The following is a 20,656-nucleotide window of genomic DNA, read 5'->3' as shown; positions in this document are numbered from 1 at the left end:
TTGTCCCGGGTACATATCACCGACACCATCTTGCGCGACGCCCACCAGTCCCTTATCGCCACCCGGCTCCGCACTGAGGACATGCTGCCCATCTGTCCGGAGCTTGATAAAGTGGGCTACTGGTCCTTGGAAGTGTGGGGAGGAGCCACTTTCGATAGCTGTCTACGCTTTCTTAAGGAGGATCCCTGGCAGCGTCTCACCCGGTTACGGGAGGCGCTCCCCAATACCCGCCTACAGATGCTCCTACGGGGGCAAAATCTAGTGGGCTACCGCCACTATCCAGACGATGTGGTGCAGGCCTTTGTCCAACGGGCGGCGGCCGGGGGAATTGACGTCTTCCGAATCTTTGATGCACTCAATGACTTGCGTAACCTCAGGGTCGCCATCGAGGCCGTCAAAGCCGCCGGCAAACATGCCCAAGGGGCTATCTGTTACACGGTCAGCCCGGTCCACAACATTGCGGCCTTTGTCGCCCAAGCCAAAGAACTGGAGGCGATGGGCTGCGACAGTCTTGCGATTAAGGACATGGCGGGACTTCTCACGCCTTTTGCCACCGCCGAGCTGGTCTCCGCTCTCGTGGACTCGGTGTCGCTACCCCTCCACCTCCATACCCATTCTACTGCCGGCCTGGCTAGCATGTGTCACCTTAAGGCAATCGAATGCGGCTGCCGCCATATCGATACCGCCATCTCTTCTTTTGCGGGCGGCAGCAGCCATGAACCTACCGAAAGCATGGTGGCCGCCCTTAAAGACACCCCCTTTGATACGGGTTTAGATCTAGAACTCCTGCAAATGATTGGCTTTTACTTCCGGGATGTGCGCGGCAAATATGCACAATTCGAGAGCGACTATACGGGGGTGGATACCCGGGTCCAACTCAACCAGGTGCCTGGAGGAATGATTTCTAACCTGGCTAATCAACTGCGGGATCAAGGGGCGCTCACGGCCATGAATGAGGTGCTTGCAGAAATTCCCCGGGTTCGCCAGGATCTGGGATATCCCCCTCTAGTGACTCCTACTTCCCAAATCGTGGGGACCCAGGCGGTGCTTAATGTGCTGACTGGCGAGCGCTACAAGAATATTACCAATGAGGTTAAGCTCTACCTGGAAGGCCGCTATGGCCAACCTCCTGGCTCTATTAACGGCAGTGTACGCCAGCTTGCCATTGGCAACACGCCCGTCATTGAAGGACGCCCCGCCGATCTATTACCGGAAGAGATGGAACGCTTTAAGCGGGAAATCAGCGACTTGGCCCAGTCAGAGGAAGATGTCCTGACCTATGCCATGTTCCCAGAAATTGGTCGAACTTTTCTTCAAGAGCGGGCTGCCGGCACCTTGCAGCCAGAGCCCCTCAACCCACCGCCTGAGCAGGGCCAAAAAGGGGGCGTTCCCATTGAGTTCAATATTACTCGCCATGGCGAAACCTACAACGTTCGGGTCAGCGGCAGCGGTTTGCATCCAGGCGGTCAACGCTTGTTCCATGTCTACGTGGACGGGCTGCAAGAAGAACTGTTGCTAGAAACCCTATCGGAGGCGCCCACACCCCAGGATGAAGCCACCGCTCCGGGGAAAAAGACGGGCTCCCGACCAAAGGCAACGGCACCAGGCCATGTGATGACTTCCATGCCGGGGACCATTGTGGAGGTGCTGGTAGAAACCGGCCAGCAGGTGGCCGCCAAGGAGCCGGTCTTGGTGGTGGAGGCGATGAAAATGGAAACGGAAATCGTGGCCCCTATTGGGGGTAAAGTAACGACCCTCCATGTGGCCAAAGGGGATTACGTGACCCCAGAAGAACGACTACTTGAGATCGAAAGCAACCCCCAATGAGTTTAGCGCCTCCGACCCTCGTCCTCGCTTCGAGTTCTCCCTATCGGGCCGCCTTGCTAGAACGCTTGGGCTTGCCTTTTGAGACCTGCGCTCCCCATATCGATGAAACCCCTCTGCCCCAAGAACAGCCCGAGGAATTAGTGGCCCGCCTAGCGGAGGCTAAAGCACGGGCGGTAGGGGCTGAATTTCCCCATGCTTTGGTCATTGGTTCTGATCAAGTGGCGGTTCTGGATCGGTACATTCTGGGAAAGCCAGGGACTCACGAACGGGCTTTGCAACAACTGCGGGCCGCCTCAGGACGGGAGGTGATCTTTTATACTGGGCTTTGTCTATTCAATACTACCACCGGTGAAGCCAAAACCACCGTTGAACCCTTTCGGGTCCAATTTCGCCCCCTCACGGAAAAACAGATAGAGCACTATCTTCAGCGGGAGCGTCCTTATCAGTGTGCCGGGAGTTTCCAATCCGAGGGATTGGGAATCGCCCTTTTCAAACGCCTTCAAGGAGACGACCCGAACACCTTGATTGGCCTCCCCCTCATTCGTTTGACTGAACTGCTGGAACAAGAAAGCTATCCGGTTTTATAAAACGACCTATCGATGGGCTAGCCAATACCGAGTCAGAGCAAGATACTGTTCCAAATCCACCGTCTCCGGCCGCTGCCGGGGATCAATCCCCAGGACTTTTAAATCGGCTGAACCCAAGAGACCCTTGAGGGCATTGGCCAGAGTCTTACGCCGCTGGGAAAAAGCTTGGGAAACCACCCGATTGAGAGCAGCGTGGGGAATTTCCGGTGCCAAAGACGGTCGGTGTGGTTTCAAGCGCACCACCATCGAATCCACCTTCGGTGGGGGCATAAAAGCTCCAGGTTTCACCGTGAATAAGGGTTCAACCCCACAATAAAACTGCACCATTACACTCAAACGTCCGTAATCCTTACCCCCAGGCTTGGCGGCCAATCGAACCACCACTTCCCGTTGCAGCATAAAATGCATGTCCTCCAAGACCTCGACCTGGGCCAATAGATGGAACAACAAGGGGGTTGAGACGTTATAGGGTAAATTGCCCACCACCCGCAGGCGCTGGTTCTGTTCCCGGGCAAGGGTACGAAAATCAAAGGTTAAGGCGTCCACATTATGCAGGTGCAAATCCCCTTCCGAGGCACAGTTTTCGACCAGGTAGGCCGCTAAATCCCGATCTAACTCAATCGCTTCAAGATGCCCAAGGCGACGAAGCAGGGGAAGAGTCAAGGCCCCTTGACCCGGGCCAATTTCCACCATTAACTCACCCGGCTGGGGATTAATAACTCTGTGCAGGCGATCAATAACCTGTTTATCATGGAGGAAATGCTGCCCAAAGCGCTTGCGCGCCTGGTAGCTTGGAATATTCATTGTCTCTTTGCCAACTCCAAAGCGGCCTTAACGGCGGCCTCCAGGCTGCCACTATCCACCGGGCCGCTGCCGGCAAGGTTTAAGGCCGTGCCATGATCCACCGAAGTGCGAATAATTGGCAATCCCAAAGTAATATTAACCGCCTGTCCAAAGCCCAGATGTTTGAGTACAGGCAATCCCTGATCATGATACATGGCGAGCACTGCATCAGCCTTTTCCAAGTAGCGAGGCACAAACACCGTATCCGCGGGCAACGGCCCCAAAAGTTGCATTCCCTCTGTCCGCAAGGTTTCCAGGACCGGCTCGATGATCTCGATTTCCTCCCGCCCCAAATGCCCCCCCTCTCCTGCATGGGGATTCAGCCCACAGACTAAAATACGTGGCTCGGGGATTCCGAAGCGCTGCTTCAAGTCACGATGCAATATCCGCAGGGTACCTTCTAGACCCTGGGGGGTAATGGCATCACTGACCTCGCGCAGGGGTAAATGGGTGGTGGCTAAGGCAACCCGCAACCCAGGGGCTGCCAGCATCATCACCACCTGGGAACTACCACAAAGCCCCGCCAGAAACTCGGTATGGCCGGTAAAGGCCATTCCCGCCTGATTGATAACCCCTTTATGGACGGGACCGGTGACCAAAGCAGCAAACTCTCCCCGCAAACATCCCGCCACAGAGCGCCGCAAGCCCTCCAAGACGTAAGCTCCATTAGCGGGGGACAAGCGGCCTGGAGTCACTGGTGCTGGAGCCTCTAGCGGGAGGATTTTCAGCCTTCCGGGTATCCCCGGCTCCGGCGGCTGGACGGGATCATAGATATCAAGGGCTAGCGCTAGCCCCCGCTGCCGCGCGCGCTGAGTGAGGACCTCCGGGTCGGCCACCACCACCAGTTCATATTCCCGCCGGTGGCAAGCCAATTGGATCGAGATATCAGGGCCAATTCCAGCAGGTTCACCAGGAGTCAGCACCAGCCGCAAACAGGTCATGGGGAAAGACAACGTCCTTCAGCTATCCAGGCGATATTCCACATAGGCTTCATCTCGGAGCTGCCGCAGCCAGTTTTCCAGTTCTTCTTCGATTTTACGCTGGCGAATCTCCATCCGCGCCCGATTCCGATTGAACTCCTCGGTCATGTTTTGCTGTCGCCGATTCAGTATTTGAACCACATGCCAACCAAATTGTGTCTGGAAGGGTTTGCTGATCTCCCCCGGGTCCAGGGACCTCATCACTTCTTCGAAGCGGGGGATCATCTGGCCTGGGCTAATCCAACCCAGATCTCCCCCTTTTAAGGCGCTGGCTTTGTCATCGGAATGGGCTTGTGCCAATTCAGAAAAATCATCCCCTTGTAATGCCCGCTGGCGCAACTGGCCAAGGCGTAACCGAGCATCCCGGTTGCTGGTTAGTTCATCGGTACGAAGAAGAATATGGCGGGCATGAGTCTGAGTCACAACCTGTTGTTCTTCCCCTCGACGATCCAGGAGCTTAACGATATGGAAGCCGCTGGGGCTGCGAATTAATTCGCTTATCTCACCTACCTGGAGTTTGGGAACCACATCAACAAACAAGGTCGGGAGTTGCCCCATTTTACGCCAACCTAGATTACCTCCTTCTAAGGCTTGTTGCCCATCGGAATAGGCGAGTGCCGCCTTCTGGAAATCCATTCCCTCCCGCAACTGGCGCAACAATTGCTCTCCCTTAGCCCGAGCTGCCTGGAGCTGTTCTGGGGAAGCCGCTTCAGGCACCGCGATCAAAACATGGCCCAGCTGATATTGAACGTCCTGATTGCCTCGTTTTCTCTGGGTTGTCAAAAAATTATCGATCTCCGCCTCGCTTACGGTCACACGATCGTTAACTTCCCGCTTATGGAGCTGAGAAATGATCAACTCCCTGCGAATATTTTCGCGAAAAGAAGGAAAATTATAACCATCTTGTTCTAGGACATCACGAAACTGGCTAAGAGTTAACCCGTTATCCTCAGCGATCCGGCGCAAAGCCTGATTGAGGGTTTCATCACCAACGCGGATGCCGGTACGTGCAGCCAACTGCAACTGCAACTGTTGCATCACCAGCCGTTCCAACACCTGCTGCTCTAGCATATAGTCTGGCGGGAGCGGCGTTCCCTTAGCCACTAATTGTTCTTGAACCGTATGAACCATCTGCTCCAATTCGCTTTCCAAGACGACTTCTTCATTCACTACCGCCACAATACGATCGAGGATGGTCGCCCCAAAACTCCCCATAGACCAAAATACCGCAAGGACAGCAACAAGCAATCTTCGCATAGCTACTCCATCAGCTTCACAGTGGGATTAACCGCAAAAAACTTTATCTGTCTATGATTGTACATTTATCTGCCAGTTAGAACTGTTCTCCATAGCCCAACACCGTTCGCCTCAGCAACGATTCCACGTTTTGCCCCAAATTACCTAATCCCTTTAGCTCCAATTGGACCATAACCGAGTTGTTCCTATCCCCCTCGATGTTGGTAATGTAACTGCGCCCCACCAAGCGTATCGCCCAACAACAACTGTCATACTCCACCCCCCCCAGGACCTCAAGGAGCCGATCATCGGCAATTGAATGATACCAACGTCCGACGACACTCCAATTCTTCGTAATGGGATAGCGGCCAGAGATATCAACCTGCTCCAACAACTGCCGACGGAAACGGTAACCCATATTCAGCAGGCTCCCCCCTTTTCCACGATAACGCAACTCGGCAGACCCCAAATCCGCCCGCTCCTGATGAGGATCAAAGCGCAACTCACCTCGCAGCGACCACTCTGGCGCCAACCGAGCCGCCATTTCCGCAATAATGGAAGAACTAGAGTCAGTCTCCTCAGGAAATCCAGGCAAGGTGACCTTGCGGTCGCGAAAAAACTGAATCTGACCGATGGATGCCCGCAGCAACTCATCCCCCGTACTGGACTGCAGTAAGCGGGTAGTGACGGCTAGAGTCAGTTGATTGGCGTCGTTAAGGCGATCCGCTCCCGTAAAACGGTTGGGTTGGAATAGCCGAGCAAAGTAAAAATCCAACGGAGCGCTATCAAAAACCGGAAAATCTTCTTGATTTTCAAAAGGAATATAAAGATAGTAGGCACGCGGTTCTAAAGTTTGACGCAAACGGCTACCCCATAAAGACAGTGATCGCTCAAAAACAGCGCCGGTATCTATACTGAAAACCGGTAAGGTACGGCTGACCGTGTTGTCCGTACCCGGCGGGGTATCATCTAGGAAATAACGGGTATCCCGTACACCAAGACTTGGGGTGAAGAAGGTACCGGGAGTGCGGAAGGGCAAACTCACGGTAGGCCACAAGTCTAAACGTACCCCGTTCGGTAGCGCATCCCGCTGAAAGTTTACCACTTCCCCGTGAAAGTCCAAATCCAATCCTAAAAACCGATCGGGAAAAAAGCCATCCACTAAAAGCTGAGGTAAACGTTGGTGAGGGCGAGAAAAACCAGGAATAGTCCTGTCAATGGTTTGAAAGCCTTGGAAACGCCCTAGGGCATACCAACCCTCCCCTTGGTAGCTCACATCCAACTGATTATTGAGGTAGGTAGTACTGGCAATGCTCAGGCTGTTACCTAGATCCTCAAAATAGGTGTCATCAGAAACGAGATTGATATCCAGGTTGGTAAACCAGCGCGACCAAGGGCTGCCGGTATGCTGATAGGAGAAAGCGCCGCGATAATCCCCCTTCCTGTCATCGTGGGGCAGAATCGATCCCTGGATTTTCCCTTGGTTGCGGGGATTAAGATAACGCAATTCCCCTTCCAGCATGGGACCCCGCTCGGACAAGTAGCGGGGAGTAATGGTCGCATCCCGATCCGGGGCAATATTCCAATAATAGGGCGTACTGATATCCACACCCGAGTTACTGGAACTCCCCACGGAGGGGACCAAAAACCCAGATTTACGCCGATCGTCGATGGGAAAGCGTAGAAAGGGAGCATAGAGTATGGGGACATCCCACAATTTGAGGCGGGCATGACGGGCCCAACCTACCCCTTCTTCGTGATCCAGGCTTACCTGGCTCGCCTTCAACTGCCAAGCATTATCCCCAATATCACAAGTGGTAAAAGTGGCATCCTGCAACTCACTTTTAGCGGAACCTTCTCGCTCCACCTCAGCCGCCTCTCCACGGGCATGGTAATCTCGTAAAAAATAGCGGGCATTTTCAGCGACACCAATATCTGTCTCCAGATTTACTTTAGCGGAGTCACTGATCACATCCACCGTGGCATCCTGATAGCGCACATCGCCAAAAGCCTTCACGGTGTTATTTGGCTTGTCGTAGTGCACCTCATCCGCATCTAACCACTGTCCCCGGCGTCTAAATTTAACATCACCACTAAATATAGAGATCCCCTCCTTTTCGGATTCAACCTGATCAGCGGTAACATCCACTGGGCCTCTAGGTTCCGGGTCCAGTAACTCCTCTGAGGCGGGTTCAATAAACCGCTCACATTTTTCCCACTGGGGTATCTGTGCCCTGGCCATAGGAACTAGTCCCAACAGGAAAGAAAAGAGCCCCACAAGCAAGATAGTATTCTTTTTCTGTTCCACGCAGCATGAGTATTATTATTAATATGGCGGGTAAAAATCGCATAGAATCCACGGATCTTCAAACTTTTCAAAATGGCGCTTGACATATGACCGCCAAGCTCGTAAAGTGTGCGTTTTTTTGAAGGGGCCATAGCTCAGCTGGGAGAGCGCTTGCATGGCATGCAAGAGGTCGGCGGTTCGATCCCGCCTGGCTCCACCAGGCATTTAGGCGTGCTCGCCTTCCTAAGGTGGGTAGGCCCAGCCAAAAAACAGAATTTGTCCCCATCGTCTAGACGGCCTAGGACACCGCCCTTTCACGGCGGTAACAGGGGTTCGAATCCCCTTGGGGACGCCAATTCCCTCTGGTAAATTAACCCACAACCGCAGATAACCGACCTAGGGCTACCCAGAAACCCAGGCGAAGCGGTGGGTTTCGCTATTCTCAACCTACCAAGGGATTTTCCATCAATCTCACGGCTTGTTACTTAATTGGCTCTGCCTAGTTCCAAGACATGACTTCTACCGCTGTTCTACCAAACTAGCACAGGCAACGGCCTGTGGAGTAGATGCAGCGCTGCCTCCGCCCGCCGCCGTTCTCGCTCAATTTGAATGCGCTGAGCCCGTAACATGCTCTCTTGGTCTTCCAAGGTCTCCAACAACCGGGTCTTTTCCTGCTCATACTGAGCTCTCAAATGGTCAAATTCGTAGTTCTTTGACGAATGGAAATCTAAAGCACTTCGCCCGGTAATCAAAGCTGCCCGGTGGGCAAGCAAGTCTAAGATCAATTCCCGCTTAGCCGCTGGTGTCAGTTCGTAGTCTAGTCCCAATCCAGCCGGCATTGCCTTGACGCGGCTGATCTCCTTGTTAATTAAATGCAGGTGCTCAATCTCTAACTCTGGGCAACTCACGGGGGGCTCACGCCTCATCAATTCCCTCTGCACCTCCGCAGCAGGAACAGCTTGGATGCCTAGGGGCGGCTGATAACCATATCTCGCCGTGCCCGAAGCATCAGTCCAACGGTAAAGCGTTTCGGCTGCTACAGAAGGTAAAGTTATCAGTAAAATGATTAATGCCCATCCCAATAAATAACGTTCTTTATTCATTTCCTCACCCTCCTTCTCTCCCGCTTGGAGAGAAAAGACAGAAAAGAACCTCCATTGCTGAATTAATATAGAGCTTTTTTTCTCATGACTACAAAAAAAAGCCCCGGCGAAACAACCCTGGGCTTTTCAAACATTATTTAAAATATTTTTTTATTCAGGAGTTGGAGCATCTTCTGAAAACGTATTTCCAAGTTTAACCGAAACCCCAATGGAGGTCCCTGTTGGCAGGGTACAGTCTTTTACTTCTTCTTTATCTGTACAAGCGTTGTTGATAAAAGCTATATCGGTGATGATGCTGACTGTATTTGCACCATCCGTTATTCCTGTTTTGTATTCATTGAAATAAACTCCAGTTAATAAACCCACGATATAGATTCGCTATGAAAAAATGACCTTCCCTGGTCTAAACTGCACTCCGTCTTAGACGGAAACAGGCTCCCCAGGTTGAAAGAGACATGGTGTCGGTTTCGGTGTCCACAATGGTGATGGTGGCAGTCAAGGTGTTGGCGGTCACCACATATTCGCCATCGGGCGAAACCGGTGTTTGAATGGGAAGTCCTCCTAATGCAATCTTCTCATTTCCATCATTATCAGAGAATTCACCGGAAACAGGGTCGTAGTCGGCAAGGAGATTAATGTTTTTTTTGAGCTTTCCTGTAATCAGCTCAACGACACTCAGGGTGTTGTCTAAATAAATTAGCCACATAAAATTTGCTATCATCCGGCATCAATCCGATGGCAATAGGATGGGCGCCTGGAGAACCTGTGGGTATGCGTGACAAGATATCGTCTACGCCGAAATCGTTGTCAATATTCTGATACCAATTTAATCAAAGAATGCAATTTATTAAGGCTTCAAGTGCTTGTTTAGACTGCATCTATACAATGCAAAATTACATGAAATTGGTATGACTTCTCCCCGCCCTGTCGGGCGAGGGTTGTTGGATCACTCCAAGAACTTTCCTGGTTCAACACGCCTTCCCTAGGCGACAACGCCTGTTGTCGCCCCCGTTCCAGTCGCTCCAGAGGCTAACCCCGCCAGCCCGGCGGTTTTGATATTGATCGCCGCTGCGATGTCGCGGTCATGGACAGTCCCGCACGAGGGACAGCTCCATTCACGCACCTCCAGCGGCAGCGTTTCGTTGATATGTCCGCACCCTGGGGTGGGGCAACGCTTGGAGCTGGGGAACCCGCGGTCGATCTCGACTACGGTTCGCCCTACCCACTGCGCCTTGTACTTCAGTTGACGGACAAACTCACCCCAATGGGCATCGGCTATGGGCTTGGCAAGCCGGGGGTGTTTGATCATGTTCTTCACCGCCAGAGATTCAACGCACACGACTTGGTTTTCGTTGATCAGTGTGCGGGTCGCCTTGTGGGTGGCGTCCCTACGGCAGTCAGCTATTTTGGTGTGCACACGGGCCACCTTCAGCCGCAGTTTGTTGCGGTTACGGGAACCTTTGCGCTTCTTCGCCAGCTTACGCTGCAGATAGGCCAGCTTCGCTTCGTACTGCTCGGTGTACTTGGGATTGCCGGATTTGAATCCGTCGCTAGTGACGAACAAGTCTTTCAGACCCAGATCGATGCCGACCGTCTTGTTGACCACCGGCATCGGTTCGGACTCGAATTCACACAGCATGGACACAAAATAGCGTCCCGCTGCGTCCTTAGAAATCGTGATAGCGGAGGGCTCTGACGGCAGACCGTCCTTGAAGCTCCAGTGGATATTCAACGGTTCGCTCGACTTGGCGATGAACAGGTGGCCGTCCTTGAACCGGAACGCGGCTTTGGTCAGTCGGATTGACTGGCCCCGATGCTTGGATTTGAAACGCGGATACCCCGCTCGCTTCTCCCAGAAGTGCTTGAAAGCCTGCTGCTGATCGCGCAGCAACTGCTGGAAAATAACGCTGGAAACCTCATTCAGCCAAGAAAAGTCCTGCTTGAGTTGGACAAGCCTTTTTTCCAGCGCCGAATGGGGAATGACTTCGCCGTTCTGATAGAACGCATCGGTACGATGCTTGAGCGTGTTGTTCCAAACAAAACGCGCACAGCCGAACGAACGCGCCAGCAGTTCGGCTTGTTCAGCTGTGGGATAGAATCGTTCCTGGTACGCCCTCTTCGTCATATTTGTATTTTACAAAAATCAGAGAATCCTGTAAAGCCGCTTCGCGGCTTGCGCTTATATCACCGCCCGATTGGGCGATGCTTTACGCGCTATTGGGTAAACCCCCGCATCGCCAGTAAAGATGTTAGGGGTGATGACCTTGCTTCCATCTGCGCTGATCCAAGGGCCATGGGGATGGGCAGGGAGCTGGCCAAAATCTTGTGTCGGAATGAACCGATTGACTTTATCTTCTCCTGGAAGGATTTCATACCAATTTAGTTAAAGAATGCAATTTATTGAGGCTTCAAGTAATTGTTTAGACTGAATCTATAGAATGCAAAATTACATGAAATTGGTATCAGCGTTGCCTTCCTCCCCGTTAAGGGTCACCAGGATAGTGTCATTGTGGGGGCGAGTCATGACATGGGCAGGAGACTCGCCTACCCGAATGTTTTTGATGAGCTGGCCAGTAACCCTGTCAACAAAAGTGAGCTTGTTATCGAACCATTGGGTTTGGTAGACAACTTTTTGATCCCGGTCGGTCCACATGTTGTGGGGATGGTTCATGTTGATCTCGGGTAAGGAGATCTTGCGCTTGATTGTCCAGTTCTCTGCATCTAGTACGGTAATCGTTCCTGGCTTGGTTTTGCTGTTAGTTTTTTCAAACTGGGTATCGATCCATACTTCTCCCACGCCAGGTATTTCAGGATCAAAAAGATTTGCCAATTGAATGTCTTGTCCGTACCTAGCTTCCAAGACCTCTCTTAAGTCAGCAACCGCCCCACCGGTGATCTGAACAGGAACACTAGGATACGTCACATGCCAAGGTGCAGCAGAAGTGACTTGGTCAAAGGGCATATTCTCTGCCCCCATCGGCCACAGCAAACTGGTCATGGTATGGGACGTGTGGGTATCTGACATGATAAAGTGAATACTGTCATTGGGATGAAGCAGTTCCAGAGACTGGGTATCGGTACCCGTAATATCGCCTCGGGTACTCTTAAACCAACGGCCCGGCTCGTCTGAAATCTCAAAGGTAGCTACCCCTGTTCCCGAACTGCCGAAAATGCCACCATAAAGAGAAGCGCCGGCAATGCTGACTGCCGCTTCAGACACCTCCACCACTTTGAAATGACCATGCATGCCCGCTTCCATATGGGCAAAGACATGGCAGTGGTATTGCCAGTCTCCAGGGCCTACGCCATCGCCCGCCTTGATCGTGAAGACTTCCGTCGCAAAGGGTTCGGGCATCAATCGAGTATCAATGGTGCTAGGAACCGGCGGATTGGGGATGACACCCGGGCGGGAATTTTGTTGGGCCATCATGAAAAGTGTTGGGAAAACCTGTTGAAAATGTTCATCCCGGTACAGATAAGTTCTCGCACGGTTAGCGTTGAAGGTGTAGGTCTGGGTTTTTCCCGGGTCGACCTTGGTCCCATAACTATTAAAAAAGCCAGGGACCTCAAAGCCTACCTTTACTTCCGTATTGTTGGTGAGTTCCACTTTGACCACATCTCCCTGCTTGGCAAAGAGAATAGCTCCGGGAATGACCGCAATATCAGCATATAACGCGGTATGATCTTGGGGGCCTATGGCATTGCTGACCCGGTGTTGGAGCATTTTATAACCATACTGACCGTTGGGCAGTTTCTCTGCCGCCAGCTTGATATGATGAGACGAGGTGGCTAAAACCAAATGTGGAGAGCACTTGCTGCTTCCCGAAGTTCATGGCCAGCAACAAGCAAAGTGGCTAATCGCGCTTCCATAGGCGTCAGCCCATAAAGCAGATACTTAATCAATACTGTGTCTAAGCAATAGAGCATCCTTTGTGGCTTGAAGGATCTTTAAAAAATTTGGTTTGCTTCAACAAGGCCAAAGGCAGAAATACCTCAAACTGCACCGGTTCACAAACCCTCACCTGAAGAAGGGCAAGAACAGAGGGATTGGTGTCAGTATGAGCATAGCGCGTTCTAAACAGATCCACAGATTCCGAATCCAATCGCGCGGTCCGTTTCCATCCCGTATAAGTAGAAGAAGTTAAAAGAAAAGTCAAGAAAATATGGTCCTAGAAATTTAGACAGTTGGGATCTAATATTTTTTTATCTGTGCCCCTAAACACCAACCATTCATATGAAATCAAGCCCAACACAGCATAGCCTTTTCTTTACGGCCATTCATTGGATACTGGCTTCGCTAATCTTTGTTTTAATTGGCTTGGGGTGGTATCTCCAGTACCTGCCACCCACAGCCCCAGAACGAGAGTTTTTTATCAATCTGCATATCTCCCTGGGATTGACAAGCGTAATACTGGTAGCTTTTCAAATCCTATTGTGGTTGATATTGGGTAGTTCCCCACTTCTAGGGGGTACTTCCGGTTGGCAGAAAGCAGTAGTCTGGAATTTATATCTATTGATCTATGGGTGCGTAGCAATTGCAGCAATTAGCGGTTTTCTTCAGGCTACATCCAGCGGAATCCCCATCAAGTTTTGGGGCTTATCGATTCCTACCTGGGAAACAAAGAATTCTGACTTGGTTGGTTTTTATAAAGCATTACATGAAATTACAGCGATTGTTTTGACTGTATTAGTGATTATCCTGGTGGGGGTTATTTTCCTAAAAACCCATCAACGAGATGAACTCCCTCCCCCTCACCCGCCTGCCAGGCCACAACAACCCGGCAGGCGGTTTAAATCGAAAAGAATGCCGTCGAATCTTGCCAAGGCCATTTTAAGATTAGTCAAAAATCTCCGCCGACTCGGATGGACCGTTTTCTGGATACAATTTATATTTGCGATCGCTTCTGCGCTACTATTGCTTTTTGCTACCTCAGGCCAAGTCCTTTCCCCTAACGAACTTAGCGGCGGTCTCCTGTGGGCGTTCTATGCCTTTGTCATCTTATGTCTAAGCACCATCATCTTTTTTTATTATACGCGGCTCGCTCGAAAAATATATTTGGAGCCGGATACTTATATTAGTGCAGAGAAGGAATCCTCCCCTTGGCTTTTAGGATTAAGTTCCAAAGTCAGCCTTCTAGGAACCCTAGTTAGCTTTATCGGCATGGGAGTAAGCATATCACTGCTAATAGCAAAAACGGTTTCCCAACCCCCCGGTATAGCCATTACCGATCCTAGCAAGATCATTCGCGCTCTTGATGTATTCATATTAGTGATAAATTTTTCTTTACTGACCGCTCATTCCATAGGGACAATGGTTTCCATTTGGGTCACCATCCTCGCCTCGAATGCTCATAAGCAAAAGCTACTTGCTAGCCCTCACCTTAATGCCTCTTCTATGACATAAATCACCACAAGAGTCAGGGAAGAGTCTCCCCCGGTGGAGGCGTTTTCTTATCATGAAGACCGATTCCCTGTTGAGCGAGTTCAACGAGAAGAGGCGCAGGAGTAAAACGCTCACCCCATTGCTTTTGGTAATGAGTGAGCCGTTCGACAATTTCGCCCGTGCCTTGATTATCAATAAAGCGAAAGGGTCCCCCTAAAAAGGGTGGAAAACCCAGCCCGAAAACAGCACCCACATCGCCGTCTCGGGCCGACCGCAGAATGCCGTCGCTGTAGCAGTACACCGCCTCATTAACCATCGGCAAAAGACAGCGCATGGCAATTTCATTGGCCTCAATTTTTTTGTGAGGTTTAACATCCAATAACTGATACACGGATTTATCGACTTGCTTCCCCTTAAAAACTCCTTCCACTTTCTGATAACGATAGAAACCCTGACCATTTTTTTTGCCAAAGCGATCGGCCCCCACTAATTTTTCCAGCACTGATGTGGGTTTCATCCGCTCACCGAAGGCCTCTTGCAAGATCTGGGCGATCTTTTGAACCACATCAATACCCACTTCATCTAGCAACTTTATGGGTCCCACCGGAAAGCCAAAATTAATCAATGCCCTATCAATATCCTCTATGGAGACTCCCTCGGCTAAAAGATGGGTGGCTTCATTAATATAGGGACCTAATATCCGCGTAGTATAGAATCCCGCTCCATCACGAACCACAATCACCGTTTTGTTTTGGCGTTTACCGAGCGCGACACAGGTGGCCACAACCTCCGGTGCCGTTTTTTCGGTTACCACAACTTCAAGGAGCGGCACCTTAGGCACTGGGGAGAAATAATGCATCCCAATCACCGCCTCGGGGTGATGGCTCGCCTCGGCAATTTTATGGATGGGAATGGAAGAAGTATTGGAAGCAAAAATCATCTCGGGGCCGCCATGGGCTTCCACTTCACGCAGTACCTGGTGCTTTACCTCAATATTTTCAACTACGGCCTCGATCACCACATCGGCCCGTTTAAACCCTGTATACTCGGTCGTGGGACGGACCAAGGCGAGCACCCGGTCACGTTCCCCCAACGTCATGCGCCGCTTTTGAACTTGCTCGGTCACCGCCTTCCATAGGGAGCGGAGTCCTTGCCGCAAGACCTCGTGACTGACGTCTTTCAAGCGCACGGGCAAACCCGCCTCAGCAGCGGTCACATAAGTTACCCCGCTTCCCATCAGCCCCGCGCCCAAAACGCCGACCTTATGCACTGCCCGGGGCGTCACCTCCGCCTCTGTTCCCAGGTCCTTCTTCAGCGCGGACCTCGCTAAAAACAGGGCCATGAGATTGCGGGCTTTGGTGCTCACAGCCAAATCACCAAAGGCTTCCACTTCCGCCTTAAAACCCGCTTCCAAACCCTCCTCAATGCCGGTTCTGATCACCTCCAGCGCCTGAAGGGGGGCCGGCAAATTGCCATGGGTATGGGACAGGACCTTTTTCTTTGCCTGGCTAAACAAAACAGACCGGCCTGCCGGATTCTCTTCTAAAAGCAGTGTTCTAAGTTTCCCCAGGCTCAAAAGGCTACCAAGAACCTGACCAAGCCGGCGGGAAGAGCGAACCTCCTCTTCCTTTTTCTCCCTCAACTCTTTCCAGGCAAGCTCACGGGCACGGGCCAAAGCCGCTTCTAAAAGGACCGGCCGGGGAACCACTTCATCAACCAATCCCATAGCCCGGGCCTTAGGGGCGGGAATCGTTTTGCCGGTCAAGATCATATCCAGTGCCGTTTCAAGACCCACCAGGCGGGGTAGCCGCTGGGTCCCGCCCACCCCAGGAATGACTCCCAATTTGACTTCAGGCTGGCCAAACTGGGTGCGACGGCTATTGGAGGCAACCCGCGCCCGGCAGGCCAAAGCCACCTCCAGCCCTCCACCCAGACAAACCCCGTGAATTGCCGCCACAATGGGAAGAGGAAAAGATTCCACCCGTTCCATTACCCCTTGGGCTGTGTGTGAGAGCTGCCTGGCCGCCTCAGAATCCGGCAATTGAGTTAACATCTTGATGTCGGCGCCCGCGATAAAGTCCTCTTTGGCTGAGGCCAATACCACCGCCTCCAGGTCCTTATCTGCCGTCAGTTGCTCAAGCACATGATTAAAGTCCTGCTCAAAACCTGCTTGGAGAGTATTGACGGGGGCGTCGGGAACATCAAACCAAATAATGGCAGCATTATCCTCTCGTCTTTCAACCCACAGTGATTGGGAGTTCCCGGTATCCCTCATGAGGTCACCTCCAGCACCATGGCGGCCCCCATTCCCCCTGCGGCGCAGGCGGTACACAGGGCCACCCCACCTCCCCGGCGCTTCAATTCCCCTAGGGTCTGGGCAATTTCCCGAGCGCCGGTGGCGGCAAAGGGATGGCCCATGGCAATGGACCCTCCATTGACATTGAGCTTATCCCAATTGACTTCGCCAATGGGCTTGTCACGGTTTAATTTTTCCCGCGCAAAGGTCGCTGATTCAAAGGCTTGAAGGGTGGAAAGCACCGTGGCGGCAAAGGCTTCGTGCATGTCGATCAAATCCATATCCGCCAAGGTCATTCCCGCCCGTTCTAAGGCAATGGGGGTGGCGTAAGCAGGCCCTAGCAGCAGTTGATCAAAGGGATCCAGGGCGGCGAAGGCATAACTTCGCACTTTCCCCAGAATAGGCATTCCCAAAGCCTTGGCCTTGGCTTCATTCATTAACAGCAAAGCGCTGGCCCCATCGGTTAAGGGAGAACTATTCCCCGCCGTCACGGTACCGTATTTTCGGTCAAAAACAGGTTTCAACTTGGTATAGGTCGCCAAATCGGACTCGGGCCGAAGCAGATTATCCTCCACCAAGGTCTCGGTAAAATCAGGAGGAATATGCACGGCCATCACCTCATCGGAAAATTTCCCTTCTCGCCAGGCCTGGGCCGCCCGTTGGTGGCTGCGGCGGGCGAGCTCATCCTGGGCTTCCCGGGAAATACCGTTTTCCTTGGCCATCCGCTCCCCCGCTTCCCCCATGGTTTCTCCCGTAGAAGGCTCTGCAATGGCGGGTGGTCGGGGAAGCAAATCACTGAGGGAGAGTTTCCTGAAGGCTGCAAGGCGTTGGGCCATGGTCTTGGCACTGGCGGCCTCATGCAAGGCCTCTTGGAGAGGCTTGGAGACCGTGATAGGTATATCGCTTGCGCTCTCTGTCCCACCGGCAATACCACACTCAATGGCCCCCTCCTGGATGGCTTCCAACACATTCACCGTGGTTTGGTAACTGGTGATACAGGCCTTGGAAACCGTGTAGGCGGGAATCCCTGGAGGTAGGCCAATCCCTAATACGATCTCCCGGGCAACATTAGGGGCCTGGAGAGAAGGGATGACTTGGCCAAAAACCACCTGATCCACCCCTTTGGGATCAATATCAGCCCGCTCTAAGAGTTCCGCACAGACCAACTTTCCCAGATCCAGAGGAGTAAAATGCTTAAATGCCGTTTGCCGTTTAGCAAACGGCGTGCGGACTGCCGCCACAATCACCGCTTGCCTGTTATTATTCATTCACTGGGGTTTCCATCAAAAACAGATAAAGACAACCTTAGAAGATATGACGCCAAATTCAAGGAGGGGTAAAAATGTCCCCTCCTCTCATCCTGGGAGTCGTTATCCCCCCGATACAGCCCGCTTCCGTTCCACGGCCTGCGCTCCAGTGAGATCTTCCGGCGCAAAGTCATCGACGGTAATGATTTCCCAGGTGAGCTCTTCCGCTTTCGCCACCGTCTTTGCCTCCGCCTCTAAAATGACTCCCCCGTCTACAGCCTCTTCAAGGGAGAGGCTTTTCAGCCCTTTCTCCTTGGCTGCTTGATGCAGCTTTTCATTAATCTCATCGGCAGCAATCACCGCTTCAAAGGCTTTTTCTAAACGGGCCATGGGATCTTCCTCGCTACGGCCCAGGAAAATGCCTGCCGTCAGCCGATCTCGTGCGGTAGAAGGGGACAGTAGCAGGCTGGCGCACCTCCGTCCCAAATCATCCGTGGGTTTTCTGAAACGCCTGCCCCAAGGAAAAAGAACCCCGCGCAATAACCAACCCACAGGACGGGAGGGATAATTCACCAGGATCTCATCCAATGCCTGCTGGGTAAGATAAAGCTCTCTTTGGCTACACCAATGGAACAAGGGCAGATCTTGCTCTGGCTGACCCTCATCCTCGAATCTTTTCAGAAGACCACTGAGTAAATACATATGGCTCAAGCAGTCCCCTAGACGGCCCGACAGCTTCTCCCGCCGTTTCAGCTCTCCCCCCAGAATTAATGAGGTGAGATCGGCAACCAACGCAAAAGAAGCACTGAGACGACTCAGTTGTCGATAATAATCAACCGTGACTCCCCCTTCCGGGGCATGGGCCCAACGCCCCCCCGTAAGATTATGCCACCAGGCCCGACCCAGATTGCGTAGCAGAAAACCTATATGCCCGAATAAAGCCTGGTCAAAGGCGACCAAGCCCTGTTTTTCATCCGAGTCCTGGGCGGCTTGCATCTCTTTGAGGAGATAGGGATGGCAGCGAATCGCCCCCTGGCCGAAAATAATCATGCTTCGAGTGAGGATATTCGCCCCTTCCACGGTAATGGACACGGGAATGGCGTGGTAGCTATTGGCCAGATAATTATTCGGCCCCTCGCAAATGGCCTTGCCCCCATGCACATCCATGGCATCATTGACAGTCTCCCGCATCCGGGTGGTGGAGTGATATTTGGCGATGGCGGAGAGAATGGAAGGCTTGTTCCCCTGATCAACCACCGCGGTGGTGGTCGTGCGAAGGGAATCAAGTAAATAGGCATTGGCGGCAATGCGCGTTAGAACCTCTTCTACCCCTTCAAACTTGCCAATGGGAAGATGAAATTGTTTTCGTACCCGGGCGTAATCCCCCGTGGTGCGGGCACATAATTTGGCGGCCCCGGTGCTTAAGGAAGGCAAAGACACGGAACGCCCTACCCCCAGGCACTCCATCAGCATCTGCCACCCTTGGCCCACCCGCTCCTGGCCGCCAATAATCCACTCTAGGGGCATGAATACATCCTGGCCGGTGGTGGGACCATTTTGGAAGGCTTGATAGGAAGGATAATGACGCCGCCCAATTTGGACGCCCGGCGTGCCCGTAGGCACCAGGGCGAGAGTAATGCCAATATCTTCCTTTTCACCCAACAGATGATCCGGATCATATAAGTGGAACGCCAACCCTAATACGGTCGCAACGGGACCCAGGGTAATGTAGCGTTTATTCCAGGAGACCCGCATGCCCAAAGTACGCTGGCCTTGATAATCACCGTAGCAAACCACTCCCGAGTCAGGCATGGAGGCGGCATCGGAACCAGCGGTAGGACCTGTCATGGCAAAACAGGGTAACTCCTCACCCCGGGCTAATCGGGGCAGATAATGGCTTTTTTGTTCTTCAGTGCCGTAAAGCAACAAAAGCTCCGAGGGCCCCAAAGAGTTAGGCACCATGACAGTCACCGCCGCCGTCACGCTCCGGCTGGCCAGCTTGACAATGACCGAGGAGTGAGCCAAGGCCGAGAACTCCAGTCCTCCGTAGGCCTTAGGGATAATCATTCCCCAGAAGCCATTATCCTTGATGAATTGCCAAACCTCTGGAGGCAAATCCTTCCGCTCGTGGTTGATTTCCCAATCATCCAGGAGTCGGCAAAGTTCTTCGGTGGGGCCATCGATAAAGGCCTGCTCCTCCTCCGTAAGCTGGGGCGGGGGTAAATCATGTAGATATTGCCAATCGGGCCTTCCGGAAAAGAGTTCGGCCTCCCAACTCACTGTGCCTGCATGCAATGCCTGTTGCTCTGTCTTAGAGAGAGGGGGCAGCACGCGGCGCACCCTCTTGAGCACCGGTCGACTAATCAGATTGCGCCGCAAAGACGTGAGAAAAGTAGCCATTTTTAACCCCCTGTATTTCACCCTGAGAAGCACCCTGCCTTTTTCTAGGAATGAATCACACCCTAGGGAAGAGCGAAGATCGCCTAAGCAGGTTGCACCAAACAAGTGTAGTCAACTTAAGCATAAAATTAGAGTAATGCTTTTTGCTGTTGTTCCCACAAGGAACATTGCTACAATCACCTCATCCCCTGGGATATCATCCTGTTAGGTAAAGGCCCAAGCGCATTATGTCGAGAAATAATAAAAGACCCATTTACTACACCGATATTGAAAGCTGTGTCGAAAATACTTTGTGCAAGGTGGGTAAACATATTGTGCTCGGCACCCCTATTGGGCTGGGAAAACCTAACCAATTAATCAATGAATTCTTCCGTCGGGCAGCTCAAGATCCTAGCCTGAAATTAAAAATTTTTACCGCCCTAACGCTAGCAAAACCCCAATGGAAGAACGAGCTTGATCGCAGATTA

General features: G+C 52.3%; 15 protein-coding genes and 2 tRNA genes. 5 read left to right on the top strand and 12 right to left on the bottom strand.

Annotated elements, in window-relative coordinates:
* Together oadA and NHAL_RS10175 are read left to right on the top strand one after the other, a co-directional pair.
* Positions 1 to 1,827 (top strand): sodium-extruding oxaloacetate decarboxylase subunit alpha, encoded by a 1,827-nt coding sequence (oadA, locus tag NHAL_RS10180; RefSeq protein ID WP_013033055.1) that lies wholly within the window; start codon positions 1 to 3, stop codon positions 1,825 to 1,827.
* Positions 1,824 to 2,414, top strand: coding sequence for a Maf family protein (locus tag NHAL_RS10175; protein WP_013033054.1), 591 nt, complete (start codon positions 1,824 to 1,826; stop codon positions 2,412 to 2,414). The genes oadA and NHAL_RS10175 overlap by 4 nt, the downstream gene beginning before the upstream one ends.
* Positions 2,415 to 2,420: 6 nt before the next feature.
* On the opposite strand, the gene rsmA is transcribed toward NHAL_RS10175, so the two are convergent.
* The 4 genes from rsmA to NHAL_RS10155 form a co-directional block, all read right to left on the bottom strand.
* A complete protein-coding gene (gene rsmA, locus NHAL_RS10170; RefSeq protein ID WP_013033053.1) occupies positions 2,421 to 3,218 on the bottom strand; it encodes a 16S rRNA (adenine(1518)-N(6)/adenine(1519)-N(6))-dimethyltransferase RsmA in 798 nt (265 codons plus the stop codon).
* Complete coding sequence (gene pdxA / locus NHAL_RS10165; protein WP_013033052.1) at positions 3,215 to 4,198, bottom strand: 4-hydroxythreonine-4-phosphate dehydrogenase PdxA; 984 nt, start codon at positions 4,196 to 4,198, stop codon at positions 3,215 to 3,217. The genes rsmA and pdxA overlap by 4 nt, the downstream gene beginning before the upstream one ends.
* Before the next feature lie 18 nt (positions 4,199 to 4,216).
* The gene (locus NHAL_RS10160) at positions 4,217 to 5,494 is read right to left on the bottom strand and encodes a peptidylprolyl isomerase (RefSeq protein WP_013033051.1); all 1,278 of its coding nucleotides are present in this window, start codon (positions 5,492 to 5,494) and stop codon (positions 4,217 to 4,219) included.
* 76 nt (positions 5,495 to 5,570) lie between these two features.
* Positions 5,571 to 7,781, bottom strand: a complete 2,211-nt coding sequence (locus NHAL_RS10155) for an LPS-assembly protein LptD (protein WP_041354851.1) — start codon at positions 7,779 to 7,781, stop codon at positions 5,571 to 5,573.
* A gap of 123 nt (positions 7,782 to 7,904) precedes the next feature.
* On the opposite strand from NHAL_RS10155, the gene NHAL_RS10150 reads away from it, so the two are divergent.
* Both NHAL_RS10150 and NHAL_RS10145 read left to right on the top strand, forming a co-directional pair.
* Positions 7,905 to 7,980: transfer RNA gene (locus NHAL_RS10150), tRNA-Ala, on the top strand.
* A gap of 58 nt (positions 7,981 to 8,038) precedes the next feature.
* Positions 8,039 to 8,115, top strand: a tRNA-Glu gene (locus NHAL_RS10145).
* A gap of 175 nt (positions 8,116 to 8,290) precedes the next feature.
* Here NHAL_RS10145 and NHAL_RS10140 read toward each other — a convergent pair.
* The 5 genes from NHAL_RS10140 to NHAL_RS21585 form a co-directional block, all read right to left on the bottom strand.
* Positions 8,291 to 8,863, bottom strand: coding sequence for a DUF4124 domain-containing protein (locus NHAL_RS10140; protein ID WP_013033049.1), 573 nt, complete (start codon positions 8,861 to 8,863; stop codon positions 8,291 to 8,293).
* A gap of 150 nt (positions 8,864 to 9,013) precedes the next feature.
* Positions 9,014 to 9,229, bottom strand: coding sequence for a hypothetical protein (locus NHAL_RS21130; protein ID WP_157862544.1), 216 nt, complete (start codon positions 9,227 to 9,229; stop codon positions 9,014 to 9,016).
* A 37-nt stretch (positions 9,230 to 9,266) separates the two neighbouring features.
* Positions 9,267 to 9,569 (bottom strand): hypothetical protein, encoded by a 303-nt coding sequence (locus NHAL_RS10135; RefSeq protein WP_041354849.1) that lies wholly within the window; start codon positions 9,567 to 9,569, stop codon positions 9,267 to 9,269.
* A gap of 276 nt (positions 9,570 to 9,845) precedes the next feature.
* The gene (locus NHAL_RS10130) at positions 9,846 to 10,988 is read right to left on the bottom strand and encodes an RNA-guided endonuclease InsQ/TnpB family protein (protein ID WP_013033048.1); all 1,143 of its coding nucleotides are present in this window, start codon (positions 10,986 to 10,988) and stop codon (positions 9,846 to 9,848) included.
* A gap of 321 nt (positions 10,989 to 11,309) precedes the next feature.
* The gene (locus NHAL_RS21585; RefSeq protein ID WP_041354846.1) at positions 11,310 to 12,662 is read right to left on the bottom strand and encodes a multicopper oxidase domain-containing protein; all 1,353 of its coding nucleotides are present in this window, start codon (positions 12,660 to 12,662) and stop codon (positions 11,310 to 11,312) included.
* A gap of 435 nt (positions 12,663 to 13,097) precedes the next feature.
* Here NHAL_RS21585 and NHAL_RS10115 point away from each other — a divergent pair, with 435 nt between their 5' ends.
* The gene (locus NHAL_RS10115) at positions 13,098 to 14,267 is read left to right on the top strand and encodes a DUF3611 family protein (protein WP_013033046.1); all 1,170 of its coding nucleotides are present in this window, start codon (positions 13,098 to 13,100) and stop codon (positions 14,265 to 14,267) included.
* Positions 14,268 to 14,280: 13 nt separating this feature from the next.
* On the opposite strand, the gene fadJ is transcribed toward NHAL_RS10115, so the two are convergent.
* From fadJ to NHAL_RS10100, 3 genes are all read right to left on the bottom strand, one after another.
* On the bottom strand, positions 14,281 to 16,521 hold the full coding sequence (fadJ, locus tag NHAL_RS10110; protein ID WP_013033045.1) for a fatty acid oxidation complex subunit alpha FadJ: 2,241 nt from the start codon (positions 16,519 to 16,521) through the stop codon (positions 14,281 to 14,283).
* The gene (fadI, locus tag NHAL_RS10105; RefSeq protein ID WP_013033044.1) at positions 16,518 to 17,810 is read right to left on the bottom strand and encodes an acetyl-CoA C-acyltransferase FadI; all 1,293 of its coding nucleotides are present in this window, start codon (positions 17,808 to 17,810) and stop codon (positions 16,518 to 16,520) included. Before fadI ends, fadJ begins: the two co-directional genes overlap by 4 nt.
* 102 nt (positions 17,811 to 17,912) lie before the next feature.
* On the bottom strand, positions 17,913 to 20,189 hold the full coding sequence (locus NHAL_RS10100; protein ID WP_013033043.1) for an acyl-CoA dehydrogenase: 2,277 nt from the start codon (positions 20,187 to 20,189) through the stop codon (positions 17,913 to 17,915).
* Positions 20,190 to 20,656: the final 467 nt, after the last annotated feature.

The sequence above is a fragment of the Nitrosococcus halophilus Nc 4 genome (assembly GCF_000024725.1).
GTDB classification, from domain to species: Bacteria; Pseudomonadota; Gammaproteobacteria; order Nitrosococcales; family Nitrosococcaceae; genus Nitrosococcus; species Nitrosococcus halophilus.
The sequence above is the reverse complement of the archived record's forward strand: the minus strand, read 5'-3'. Positions and strand labels throughout refer to the sequence as shown.